This window comes from Photobacterium profundum (assembly GCF_003026285.1).
Taxonomy (GTDB): Bacteria; Pseudomonadota; Gammaproteobacteria; order Enterobacterales; family Vibrionaceae; genus Photobacterium; species Photobacterium profundum.
Window position 1 is genome coordinate 64,830 of sequence record NZ_PYOD01000010.1, and the last position, 12,645, is coordinate 77,474.

Genomic DNA, 12,645 nt, shown 5'->3' on the forward strand with positions numbered 1-12,645 from the left:
CTTATTTTCGTGCCAACGATTTAATGACATCTGCGACGCGTACATCTGCATCAACAATCGCGGCTTCCCGTGCAGCAACAGCCATTTGCTTTAATACTTCACGATCTAATTGGTTCAATTCTTCAGCTAGCCCTGCAGCTGTTAAATCCATTTGTTCTATCATCTTTGCCGCCCCACACTGCACTAAATGGTCAGCATTCAGTGCTTGCTGGCGATCTTTGTGCATAAACGGTACAAAAATAGCACCAACACCAGCTGCCGATAGCTCCGACACAGTTAATGCGCCCGAGCGGCAAACAACAACGTCAGCCCATGCGTACGCAGCAGCAACATCGTCGATAAATTCAGTTACCTTATGCGGCACATTGGTGCTCTTTGCATAAGCCTGCTCTGTAACTTGCTGGCTACCTTTACCTGCTTGATGCCAGATCGTCACTTTGTCACCAAGTAAGCCTGCGACTTCTGGTAACGTTTGGTTAAGGATTCGTGCCCCTTGGCTTCCCCCCATAACCAAAATTCGCACAGGACCTTGTCGCTCTGCAAATCGTTCTTGAGGGCTTGCTAGTGCCGTCACATCTTGACGGACAGGATTACCAACAACGTCTTTATTAGCAAAAGCCCCCGGAAAAGCTTGTAATACTTTCGCAGCAATACGTGATAGCCATTGATTGGTTAATCCAGCAACTGCATTCTGCTCATGTAAGACAACAGGCACACCAGATAACCAAGCAGCTACACCGCCAGGACCGCTTACATAGCCCCCCATGCCCAGTACCACATCAGGCTGCCAAGCTTTTATGTATTTCCGAGCTTGTAAAATAGCACCTACAATTTTGAATGGTGCTGCAAGCAAACGCGTGATTCCTTGCCCACGCAGTCCTTTTACTTTAATGAAATCAATTTCAATACCATGTTTAGGCACTAAATCAGCTTCCATACGATCAGCGGTACCTAACCAGCGGATCTCCCAACCTTCTTGCTGCAATGTTTTAGCCACAGCAAGACCAGGGAAAACATGACCGCCAGTACCACCAGCCATCACGAGTAAGCGTTTATTCTTGTTCATCGTTGTTGTTACTGTCATTTAAACTACTGTCATCCAATTCTTCAGATTCTGCCAGACCATACTTGGCAAACAGCCTCTGTTCGTGATCAATACGGAGTAAAATACCCACCGCGGTAGCCATTATAAATAAGCTCGAACCACCGTAACTGATCAAGGGTAAAGTTAACCCTTTTGTTGGTACCATGCCTATCGCAGCACCAACATTCACCAGCGTTTGGAATGCGAACCAAAAGCTAAACCCACATGCTAAAAAGCCACCAAATAGCTGCCCAGACTGCAAACACTTGCGCCCAATGAATAGCGCTTTAAATACCAAGGCAAAAATTAATAGCAATACAACAGTAACGCCAATAAGGCCTAATTCTTCACCTAAAACAGCAAACACAAAATCCGTGTGCGCTTCCGGTAAATATTCTAATTTTTGAATGGAGTTACCTAGCCCTTGCCCCATCAGTTCGCCACGTCCAAATGCCATTAATGACTGGGTAAGCTGATATCCGCTACCAAAGGGATCTTCCCATGGGTCAAGAAAAGACGTCACTCGACGTAATCGATAAGGTTCGAAAACAATTAAAAGGCCAATGCCTAACAGTGCGCCTGAAATCATCACTAAGAACTGCCAAAGCTTAGCTCCGGCAATGAACAGCATACCCACAGTGGTAACGAACATTACAACGAATGAGCCTAAGTCAGGCTGCATTAACAATAAAAAAGCAAGAATACCCAGCACGGCAAGTGGTTTTATAAAGCCAATAAAACTAGCGCGAACCTGACTATATTGGCGGACTAAATAACCCGCCAAAAAAATAAATAATGAGAGCTTAGCCACTTCCGCTGGTTGAAGATTAAAAATCCCTAGTGGGATCCAGCGAGCCGCACCATTCACCGAACGCCCAATAAGCAGAACGATAATAAGCAATACAATTGACAGAAATAACATTGGCACGCTGAATTGCTTCCAACGTGATAATGGTACTTGTACGACCCCTGCGATGATCACTAAAGAACAAACAAGAAAGAAGGCATGGCGTAGTGCAAAATAAAAAGGGATGCCCGTTAAACGTGTCGCAACAGGTACTGAAGCTGATGTAACAATCACAAGGCCAGTGATCATTAGAGATAACGCAATCCAAACTAATTGGCGATCATACAAACACGGTGCAGGGGGTTTAGTTAACCACTCACCGACGGTTGAAGCGCCATTCTTAGCTTGGCTTAACATGCCTTTGCTCCTGCAACACGATGTTGTAAGGCTTTGGCTTGTTCAACAAATGCATCACCTCGTGCCATAAAGTTGGGGAATTGATCAAAGCTAGCACACGCTGGCGACAATAAGATCATATCGCCTTTTTGCGCGGTATCTGCTGCGATAGTCATTGCTTCAGCCATTGCCTCAGTACAAATGGGGGCATCAACCAACGACATAAACTGATTTCCATCACGGCCAAAACAGTAAAGCTGTACATTTAAGTCAGCCAAAACAGGTTTTAGTTCCGAAAAATCAGCCCCTTTCCCATCACCACCCACCAGCAGATGTAACTTACCCGGTAAGTTTAGCCCTTTAAGCGCGGCTAACGTGCTGGCTAGATTCGTTGCTTTTGAGTCATTCACCCATTTAACATCATGTTGATTCACTACCAACTGACAGCGATGTGCTAAACCGTTATAACGCTGCAAAGCACGGCATGCGGCTTGATGATCGATGTTAACAGCATCAGCCAAAGCTAATGCCGCTAAACTATTCGCTACATTGTGTCGACCAACCAATGCAATATCATTGGTTTTCATGATCGGTTGTTTATCTACGGCTAAAAACTCTTCCCCGTCTAACGTTACCAAACCATAATCTTGATTATCAAATCCAAAGCTGGTGATCTTATGGCTGAAACTAGTGGGTAAAGTAGCCAGATCATCGCGGTTGTATACCGCTAATTCTGCATGTTCAAAGATCCGCATTTTTGCCAAGCTATAATCTTCTATCCCGTCATAGCGATCCATATGATCTTCAGAAAGATTAAGGTATACCGCAGCTTTTAACTCTAACGATGAGGTTGTTTCAAGTTGGAAACTAGATAGCTCAAGCACATACAAATCATGCTCATTCGCTAACATATCTAACGCAGCAAAGCCGATGTTGCCACCGACCCCCACATTGATACTGGCTTCTTTTGCCATTTCACCAATCAGACTTGTCACCGTACTCTTGCCATTAGACCCTGTGATCGCCACGACAGGCTTTGTCACAGCACGGGCAAATAGCTCAATATCACCGACGATTTCAATACCTGCGGCTTTAGCAGCAACTAGCTCAGGTGTAGCCAGCGCAATGCCTGGACTCGCAACAATCAAATCAGCCTCTAACAGCCAATTCATATTCCATTGCCCTGCACATAGCTCAACGCTAGAAGGAAGTTTATCTTGCCCAGGCGGTATTGCGCGGGTATCAATCACTTTGATATCACGAGCGCCAGTTTGACGTAGCCAGAAATTAACAACCGACAGGCCTGTTATCCCTAAACCAATGACAACAACCTTTTTTACACCGCCTAAGCCTTTCATTTATCGAACCTTCAATGTTGCCAAAGCAATCAATACTAGCATTAACGTAATGATCCAAAAGCGCACAATAACACGTGGTTCAGGCCAGCCTTTTAGCTCGTAATGATGGTGAATCGGTGCCATGCGGAAAATACGCTGTCCACGAAGTTTGTAAGAACCCACCTGTAAAATGACAGAAACGGTTTCCATTACAAACACACCGCCCATGATCACTAATAGCAACTCTTGACGCACTAATACCGCAATCGTCCCCAATGCACCGCCTAATGCTAATGAACCTACATCGCCCATAAACACTTGTGCTGGGTAAGTGTTAAACCACAAGAACCCTAAACCAGCACCCACAATTGCGGTACATAAGACCACCAGCTCACTGGCATCTTTGAGATAAGGAATGTGTAGGTATTCCGCAAAATTGACGTTACCTGTCGCCCAAGCAATAAATGCCATACCACCAGCAACCATCACTGTAGGCATAATAGCTAAACCGTCTAGGCCATCAGTCAAGTTGACCGCATTACTGGTGCCTACAATAACAAAGTAGGTTAATACGATATAAAGCAAGCCGAGTTGTGGCATGACGTCTTTAAAGAAAGGTACAACCAATTGAGTAGCTGCGGTATCTTTACCGTGCATATACAAAGCAAAAGCAACAACCAGTGCAATAACGGATTGCCAGAAATATTTCCAACGGGCAATAAGACCATCAGAGTTCTTATGCACCACTTTACGGTAATCATCAACAAACCCGACAGCGCCATAACCGAGCATTACGGCAAGCACAGCCCAAATGTAAGGGTTTGATAAATCAGTCCACAATAACGCGGTTATCGTAATCGCAGCCAAAATCATGATACCGCCCATCGTTGGCGTACCACGCTTGCTAAAATGTGATTCTGGCCCATCATTACGGACAATCTGACCGATTTGCAGCATTTGCAAACGTGCAATAAGGCGTGGCCCCATCCATAGCGAAAGTATCAATGCTGTCAATACGCTCATAATGGCGCGGAAAGTCAGGTATTCAAACAATCTGAAAAATGGATATGATGGTTCAAGTAAATCAGCTAACCAATAAATCATTGTGTATCTTCCTGCAGCGCTGCAATCACGTCTTCCATTCGAGAACTACGTGCACCTTTTGCTAACACTGTTACCTCTTGGTAATGTTGTTGATTAATATTACGCAGATGAAGTTGCGCTTGTAATTGTTCAATTAATTTTGATTTATCTGCAAAGTGCTGCCCTTGATTTAAGTCACTAACCACAGCACTCGCACAACCGAATGTGAATACCTTATCTAAGGCTTTTGTCATGGCATACTCTGCCACTTCCCGGTGTAAGCTTGCACTCTCTTCACCCAGTTCAGCCATATCACCGAGCACAAACCAACGTTGCCCTGTAAAAGAAGCTAATAGATCAATTGCAGCTTTCACCGAAGCAACACTCGCATTATAGGTATCATCGATTAAACGTAAACCTTCTCGAGGATGACTCACATCCACTCGACCTTTTACGTTAACTACTTGCTCAAGACCCGCTTTAACCTGCTCTAACGTTGCACCAACCGTCATCGCTAACGCAGCAGCTGCCAGCGCGTTGGACACATTGTGAATGCCCGCTAACGTTAACGTTATATCAATCGTGCCAGCGGAGGTACGCATTGTAAAACAAGCTCGCCCTTCAGAGTTAATAAAAATATCAGTTGCAGAGAAATCTGCATCAATATCTGTTAAAGAAAAAGTTTTTACAGCATGTTGAGCTAAAAGTGGCTGCCACATCGCGAGATCATTGGAGTCTACATTAATGATGGCTGTACTTAAGCCTGAATCATTTAAGGGAGCGGTTAACCCTTCAAAAATTTCACCTTTCGCTTTTGCAACGCCAGCCAGCGAGCCGAACCCTTCAAGGTGCGCTGCAGCAAGGTTATTGACCAAGGCTACTTGTGGCTTGACTAAGTTGGTGGTGTAAGCAATTTCTTGTTGGTGGTTGGCACCCAATTCGATAACTGCAAATTCATGCTCAGCGGTTAAGCGCAATAACGTCAGTGGTACACCGATGTCATTGTTGAAGTTACCCGCCGTGGATAACACGTTACCTTTTTGGCTTAATATTTCAGCCGCCATCTCTTTAACTGTCGTTTTACCACAACTGCCCGTCAATGCTATCGTCTTCAGACCATGATCTTGCTCCATGCTCTGCTTTAACCATGCACCTAGTAACCCAAGTGCTTGGTGAGTATCTTTAACCACTAGCTGGGGTAGTTCAACAGGTAAGTGACGACTCACCAATAATGCCGCGGCACCGTTATCCATTGCATTTTGGCAAAAGTCGTGAGCATCGAAGCGCTCACCTTTTAACGCAATAAACAATGTATGAGCAGAGACAGTTCGCGTATCTGTCGAAACATTGGCAACAGTGATATCGTTGCCGATTAGCTCTGCACCTAAGACATCAGCCAATTGTGCTAACTGAACCTCTATCATGCTGTTTCCCCAAATAAAGCTTGCACCGTTTCACGGTCAGAATAATGAATGGTTCGATCTGCGAGAACTTGGTAGTCCTCATGACCTTTTCCAGCTAATAAAATAATATCATTCGCTCGTGCGTGTTCTATTGCATAAGTGCACGCTAATTTACGATCATGGATCACTTGTGCTTGCTGTGGCAATGTTAACCCTTGCAACATATCACTGACGATACCTGCTGGCGCTTCTGTGCGCGGATTGTCATCCGTAATAATAATCTGATCCGCTAAGCGCTCTGATATTTCAGCCATCATAGGACGCTTACCGATATCACGGTCGCCACCGCAGCCAAAGATACACCACAATTTACCCTGACAATGCACACGTAACGCTTGCAGTGCTTTTTCTAAAGCATCTGGCGTATGAGCATAATCAACTACAACCATCGGTTTGTCAGAACGTTGAAAAACTTCCATTCGACCAATCACTGCAGTCAAGCGTGGTGCTGCCGCAATCAATTTATCAATAGAGTGTCCTAAGGCTAATAACGTCGCTAATGCCAGCAATAGATTCGACACATTAAATGAACCAACAAGCGGTGCTGTAAACTGACCAGCCCCCCAGCTAGAATCAAAGCTTATATTAACGCCTTGAGTGCTGTACGCGACATCCGTTAACCATAACGCTTGTCCCTGATAACCTTCGCCTAAACGGGCTTTATCCGTTACGACTGCAACCGCATTAGGTAAGTCGGCTAACCAAGATAATCCAATATCATCATCAGCATTAATAACAGGGATGCCCGCTTGATGCTCGGTAAACAAACATTTTTTTGCATCCGCGTAATTTGCCATATCACCATGATAATCAAGATGATCGCGACTTAAATTGGTAAAGATACTGGCAACAAATTGCAAGGCTTTAACACGTCCTTGCACTAACCCATGTGATGAAATTTCCATTGCGGCAAAATCAGCACCTTGCTCGACAAGATCATGCAATACATGAGGGATTTCAATCGCATTACCCGTAGTGTTAACCGCAGGTATAAGGCTATTTAACAAACCATTACCTGTCGTTCCCATAACTCCTGCGTTATAACCAATGAGGTTTGCCCATTGTGCTAACAGTTGGCTAATGGTGGTTTTCCCATTTGTACCTGTCACAGCCAATAATTTAAGACGTGTATCGGGTTGGGCATAAAAGCGGTTGGCAATTGCTGAAAGGTACTGATTCAATTGCTGAAAATAAATAATCACGATACCGTCTTGCTCAACAATATCACCATGATTAGCGATACTATCGGCTTCAGCGAGAACAGCAGTTGCCCCAGCGTGAATTGCCGCTGGAATAAAGCCACGACCATCAACGGCATGACCATTAACAGCAACGAATAAGTCATCGACTTCAATTTGACGACTATCAATCGTCATATTCGCGACACTATGTTCACGCCACTTTTCTTGCCAATCAGATGTGGCCATCCACGGTGAAAGCAATGATCCAAGTGTGATCGATTGACTAGGACTTAACATTTACATCGCCTCAATTATTTATTTACGATATTCATTTTATCAATGGTATCGGCATCAGGCGGCACATTCAAAATTTGTAATGCACTTTGCATGACTTCAGCAAAAATCGGAGCGGCTATTGCACCACCATAATACTGCTCGCCTTTCGGTTCATTCACCATCACAACCATTGCTAAACGCGGCTTACTGATCGGGGCGACACCTGCGGTGTAGGCAATATAGTCATCACCATAACCACCCGCGATCGCTTTTTTAGCGGTACCTGTTTTCACTCCGACACGATAGCCCGGAACTGCTGCACGCCAGCCGCCGCCGCCACCTGCTTTATCGGTTACAGATTCAATCATCGTCAGTACTTTTTCGACTAATTCAGGATCTATAACCTGTTTGCCAGGAACGACTTTCTCTGTTTTTAAAATCGATAATGGACGTTTCAGCCCTTTGGCGCCCAATGTCGCGTAAACATGTACTAACTGAATGGGTGTAACAGACAAGCCATAACCATATGCAAATGTTGCTCGTTCAATATCAGACCAACGGCGTCGATTAGGGAACAAGCCCACAGCTTCACCCACTAAATTAATACCCGATGGCTCATCAAACCCAACGCGCTGATACATTTCAATAAGATCTTCAATGGGCATAGCAAGCGACAGCTTCGTCATACCGATGTTACTGGATTTTTGCAAAATGCGACCAACTGTCGCTTCTTTCTCGATCCGAGAGACATCAGAAACATAATTACTACCAACACGTAAACGACGCCCCGGTATTTTAATTAGTGTGCTTTCATCAACAATGCCACTTTCCATGGCTTCTAAAACACCAAACGGTTTCACTGTCGAACCTGGCTCAAAAGAATCGGTGATTACGCGGTTACGCATTTTATACGATTGGCGATCATTACGATTATTAGGATTAAATGATGGCGCATTAACCATTGCTAATATTTCGCCAGTATTCACATCTGCAAGCACAAGACTCGCTGATGTTGCTGGTAAATTAACGATGGCTTCTTTCATCGCACGATACGCTACCGATTGAATACGCTGATCAATACTTAATTCTAGTGGTTTGCCGGGTTCACGTTTTTGCAGAGAAATATTTTCAACCACACGCCCATAACGATCTTTTCGTACCGTGCGTCGACCGGGTTCACCTGTTAGCCAACCGTCATAGGTGCGCTCGACACCTTCTAAACCATGACCATCAATCCCAGTCACACCGATCAAGTGGGCACTGACTTCACCTGATGGATAGAAACGACGAGATTCATCTTTGAGTCCAATACCCGGTAATTTCAATTTACTGACATAATCTGCCATTGCAGGGCTAACTTGGCGGGCTAAATAAACAAAACGGCGTTTTTGGTATTTTTCCAGACGGGCTAGTAATTCTTGTCGATTTAAACCCAGCACATCCGCGAGGGCATGCCATCGCTCAACTTGCTGCATTCCGCCATTTTTATAAATTTGAACAGGATCTGCCCAAACGGCTTGAACAGGGACACTAACAGCTAATTGCTCGCCATTACGATCTGAAATAATCCCTCGAGCTGAAGGCATGGCTTTTACACGTAGTGAGCGTAAATCGCCTTCTTGAATTAATCTTCCAGGCTCGAGCACTTGAATATATGCGGCACGGCCGATGAGGCTGACCAAGGCAAGAAATATACAACCGCATATAACACCAAAGCGCCACGGAATAAATGCCGATGGCGCTTTCTGGCGTCGCTGATTTTTTGTCTTTGAGCTTTTAAATAATGCCATAAATTATTGCACAACGATTTCATTCTTAGCAGAAGGTCGTTTCATGTCGATTTCCTCTTCGGCAAAGCGCTCAACTCGGCTATGCTCCGCTAGTGAATTCTCTTCTAGAATTTGATTCCGCCATTCTATATCTAGCTGATCCCGTTCTATGAGCAGCTGCTCCTGCTGAGCTATCAGTTGCCGTGATTGATGGGTGACATACACCACAGCCAAAGCAGATATTAATATCAGGATCAACAAGATCGCAGGAACGCGTCCGACCGACACGATATCTCGTGCGATCAGACGGGCTAAATTAGAAGGCGGTTGTGGGTCTAGACTCATAGACGTTCAGCAAGACGCAGTACGGAACTACGGGCTCGCTTATTATCACCTAGCTCATCTTTCGAAGGCTTAATGGCTTTGCTCGCCATCTTTAAATCAGCAGAACCCAATGCTTTAATTTGATCTTCTGTTAATGGGAAACCCGCAGGTACTTCAGGCCCTTTGCTATTCTTGCGAATAAAGCGCTTTACCATACGATCTTCTAATGAATGGAAGCTAATTACAGATAAGCGACCTTGTGGTGCTAACACTTTAACCGCACCATTTAGCGCTGTTTCAATTTCATCAAGTTCGCTATTAATATAAATACGAATCGCTTGGAAACTGCGCGTTGCAGGGTGCTTATGCTTGTCTCTAAACGGAGATACATTTGAGATTAAAGCCGCTAATTCTGTTGTACGAGTTAATGGCGCTTTATCAGGATTTTCGCGATGCTCAACAATGCCGCGTGCAATACGTTTAGCAAAACGCTCTTCCCCAAACTCTTTTAACACCCATGCAATGTCATCTGCTTCTGCTTCTGCTAGCCACTCTGCCGCTGAAATGCCTGATGTAGGATCCATACGCATGTCTAACGGGCCGTCACGCATAAAACTAAAACCACGTTCAGCATCATCTAGCTGCGGTGATGACACACCTAAATCAAGTAATACACCGTCGACACGACCGATTAAATCACGCTCTTCCATGTATTGAGCCATGCCCGAAAACGGACCATGGATAATACTGAAACGGGGGTCATCAATAGATTGTGCTTCTGCAATTGCTTGAGGATCACGGTCGATGCCATATAGGCGACCATTTTCACCTAGATGAGATAGGATCAGGCGACTGTGTCCACCACGACCAAAAGTACCATCGATATAAATACCGTCAGGTTTAATCGCTAGACCGTCAACCGATTCATGAAGTAGGACGGAGATGTGCTCAAATTGTTCAGACATATAATTAATTGGTTTCAGCTAAAGTGAAAGCTTACTGAGGTGAGCGGTTCATTAAAATGTCACCCCAGCCTGAAGTTGGATCTTGTATCTAACAATTTACTGTTAAAGCGGTTTATAGCCAATTTTAACGTAATAAAACGAGTTATAAATAGGCTTAAGACAGCAAACCTAAAAATGGATAAATTATCGTATCAACAAAGAGACTATCACAGGTATCACAATAGCGCTTTGTCATCGCTAACAGCCTTTTCGCCTTGACACTGTCATCGCAGCTTTAAACATAAACCGCTATCGTTTATATACCTAAATTCATCAATAACTTATAACAGTATAATGAGTATTTATCGTTACGAAGGCTGTGCTGCACTTATTTTCCCATAAACCGTACTACAAAGTGTACGTATGAGACAAAAAAGTTGTCAAGCAAGTAAGAACATTTAACGTCAGAGATACGTCATAAGTTAACGGTTTTAGGTTTGATGGATAATTTCATACGATAGAAACGACAAAAGGTGATGTTAACTTCAATAAGAGAAGTCAACATCACCTTTTATTCGAATAGGTGGAGTTGGTCTATAAGCCGGGTTTTGTAGCTGCTTTCGCAGTGGCAACCATTCCTCTAGGCCTGCAATCGCTCACAGGCTCAAGCAACCTACCCGTCCCCAACGCGGGCCGCGCCATTAGGGACCTATTTGGTCTTGCTCCGGGTGGAGTTTACCATGCCACGAACTATTACTAGCCGCGCGGTGCGCTCTTACCGCACCCTTTCACCCTTACCTGTTCTCGCAAGCGAGTCATCGGCGGTATACTCTCTGCTGCACTTGTCGTGGGCTCGCGCCCCCCAGACGTTATCTGGCACCCTGCCCTTTGGAGCCCGGACTTTCCTCCCCTCCGTCAGTCTCCCTAAGGACATCAACGAAGCAGCGATCGCCTGACCAACTCCGGTGGCGGATTCTATAAGAGTCCAGCACCAGTTACCAGTAAAAGATCACACACAAGCAAAAAGCGTCTAAATATCGAACAATAAATCCGTTTTATTACGTCATTACAAACAAACGCCGTGCATTGCGATTAAGATCTTAATCGAGGTTTTCTAATCCCCACTTATAAAGCGCATTTTTCTTTACACCATGGATCTCAGCAGCCAGTGCTGCCGCTTTCTTAAGAGGAAGCTCTTTAACTAGTAAAGCCACGGTACGTAGCGCTTCAGAAGGCAAGTCATCTTTTGCTTTACGGTGTCCGGCAACTAACACCACCATTTCGCCACGGACACGATTGCTGTCTTCACTTAACCAATCGATTAACTCCCCTAATGGTGCCCCATGGATTGTTTCATACGTTTTTGTTAACTCTCTCGCTAACACAACTTGGCGTTCTGGGCCTAACACCGCTAACATATCAGCTAAGGAATCTGTAATTCGGTGCGGTGATTCATAAAAAATTAATGTGCGCTCGTCGTCAGCAAGTGATTGAAACGTATCGCGACGTCCTTTACTCTTTGGTGGAAGGAATCCTTCAAAACTAAAGCGATCAGACGGTAAACCGGCACCACTTAGTGCAGTAATAACCGCACAAGGGCCAGGTAAAGGCACAACTTTTACACCCGCCTGACGACAGCGGTTAACTAAATGATATCCTGGATCACTAATCAGAGGTGTGCCAGCATCGGATACAAGTGCGATACTGGTACCCGCTTGAAGCTTCTCGATCAAATAATCAGCTTTTTGCTGTTCATTATGGTCATGAAGCGCAAAGGTGCGGGTAGAGATAGAGAAATGCGACAGCAAGCGCGACGTGTGACGAGTGTCTTCAGCAGCGATTAAATCAACATTTGCTAAAACATCCAATGCACGGTGTGTAATGTCTGCTAAGTTACCGATTGGTGTGGGTACGATGTACAAAGTTGCAACATCTACCATGCATGAATTGGTCTCTCTCATTTGTTTAAGATCTCATCTGCAATTAATATAGTAAGTAATT

The 12,645-nt window shown here is 44.7% G+C and carries 10 protein-coding genes and 1 other RNA gene; all 11 read right to left on the minus strand.

All coding sequences use genetic code 11. The annotated features are described in order from the left end of the window. Nucleotide 1 precedes the first annotated feature (1 nt). The 11 genes from murG to rsmI all read right to left on the minus strand — a co-directional run bounded on the left by murG (nt 2) and on the right by rsmI (nt 12,605). Entirely contained in the window at nt 2-1,066 is a 1,065-nt protein-coding gene (murG, locus tag C9J48_RS19465) for an undecaprenyldiphospho-muramoylpentapeptide beta-N-acetylglucosaminyltransferase (RefSeq protein WP_006232458.1), read from the minus strand. Then, nucleotides 1,053-2,288, minus strand: coding sequence for a cell division protein FtsW (ftsW, locus tag C9J48_RS19470; protein ID WP_006232457.1), 1,236 nt, complete (start codon nt 2,286-2,288; stop codon nt 1,053-1,055). The genes murG and ftsW overlap by 14 nt, the downstream gene beginning before the upstream one ends. Further along, on the minus strand, nt 2,282-3,625 hold the full coding sequence (gene murD / locus C9J48_RS19475) for a UDP-N-acetylmuramoyl-L-alanine--D-glutamate ligase (RefSeq protein WP_006232456.1): 1,344 nt from the start codon (nt 3,623-3,625) through the stop codon (nt 2,282-2,284). Before murD ends, ftsW begins: the two co-directional genes overlap by 7 nt. Next, entirely contained in the window at nt 3,626-4,708 is a 1,083-nt protein-coding gene (gene mraY / locus C9J48_RS19480; protein WP_006232455.1) for a phospho-N-acetylmuramoyl-pentapeptide-transferase, read from the minus strand. Next, entirely contained in the window at nt 4,705-6,111 is a 1,407-nt protein-coding gene (murF, locus tag C9J48_RS19485) for a UDP-N-acetylmuramoyl-tripeptide--D-alanyl-D-alanine ligase (protein ID WP_006232454.1), read from the minus strand. Before murF ends, mraY begins: the two co-directional genes overlap by 4 nt. Then, nucleotides 6,108-7,628 (minus strand): UDP-N-acetylmuramoyl-L-alanyl-D-glutamate--2,6-diaminopimelate ligase, encoded by a 1,521-nt coding sequence (gene murE, locus C9J48_RS19490; RefSeq protein WP_006232453.1) that lies wholly within the window; start codon nt 7,626-7,628, stop codon nt 6,108-6,110. Before murE ends, murF begins: the two co-directional genes overlap by 4 nt. 14 nt (nt 7,629-7,642) lie before the next feature. Next, nucleotides 7,643-9,397, minus strand: coding sequence for a penicillin-binding transpeptidase domain-containing protein (locus C9J48_RS19495; RefSeq protein WP_006232452.1), 1,755 nt, complete (start codon nt 9,395-9,397; stop codon nt 7,643-7,645). Between the two features lie 3 nt (nt 9,398-9,400). Continuing rightward, nucleotides 9,401-9,721 (minus strand): cell division protein FtsL, encoded by a 321-nt coding sequence (gene ftsL / locus C9J48_RS19500; RefSeq protein WP_006232451.1) that lies wholly within the window; start codon nt 9,719-9,721, stop codon nt 9,401-9,403. Beyond that, on the minus strand, nt 9,718-10,665 hold the full coding sequence (gene rsmH / locus C9J48_RS19505; RefSeq protein ID WP_006232450.1) for a 16S rRNA (cytosine(1402)-N(4))-methyltransferase RsmH: 948 nt from the start codon (nt 10,663-10,665) through the stop codon (nt 9,718-9,720). Before rsmH ends, ftsL begins: the two co-directional genes overlap by 4 nt. Nucleotides 10,666-11,225: 560 nt before the next feature. Next, nucleotides 11,226-11,608: RNase P RNA component class A (rnpB, locus tag C9J48_RS19510), an RNA gene on the minus strand. A gap of 136 nt (nt 11,609-11,744) precedes the next feature. Beyond that, entirely contained in the window at nt 11,745-12,605 is an 861-nt protein-coding gene (gene rsmI / locus C9J48_RS19515; RefSeq protein ID WP_036803949.1) for a 16S rRNA (cytidine(1402)-2'-O)-methyltransferase, read from the minus strand. Nucleotides 12,606-12,645: the final 40 nt, after the last annotated feature.

Bases quoted from the DNA above. Each gene is read 5' to 3' on its own strand.
- murG (WP_006232458.1), bottom strand. From the start codon at position 1,066: ATGAACAAGAATAAACGCTTACTCGTGATGGCTGGTGGTACTGGCGGT.
- ftsW (WP_006232457.1), bottom strand. From the start codon at position 2,288: ATGTTAAGCCAAGCTAAGAATGGCGCTTCAACCGTCGGTGAGTGGTTA.
- murD (WP_006232456.1), bottom strand. From the start codon at position 3,625: ATGAAAGGCTTAGGCGGTGTAAAAAAGGTTGTTGTCATTGGTTTAGGG.
- mraY (WP_006232455.1), bottom strand. From the start codon at position 4,708: ATGATTTATTGGTTAGCTGATTTACTTGAACCATCATATCCATTTTTC.
- murF (WP_006232454.1), bottom strand. From the start codon at position 6,111: ATGATAGAGGTTCAGTTAGCACAATTGGCTGATGTCTTAGGTGCAGAG.
- murE (WP_006232453.1), bottom strand. From the start codon at position 7,628: ATGTTAAGTCCTAGTCAATCGATCACACTTGGATCATTGCTTTCACCG.
- C9J48_RS19495 (WP_006232452.1), bottom strand. From the start codon at position 9,397: ATGGCATTATTTAAAAGCTCAAAGACAAAAAATCAGCGACGCCAGAAA.
- ftsL (WP_006232451.1), bottom strand. From the start codon at position 9,721: ATGAGTCTAGACCCACAACCGCCTTCTAATTTAGCCCGTCTGATCGCA.
- rsmH (WP_006232450.1), bottom strand. From the start codon at position 10,665: ATGTCTGAACAATTTGAGCACATCTCCGTCCTACTTCATGAATCGGTT.
- rsmI (WP_036803949.1), bottom strand. From the start codon at position 12,605: ATGAGAGAGACCAATTCATGCATGGTAGATGTTGCAACTTTGTACATC.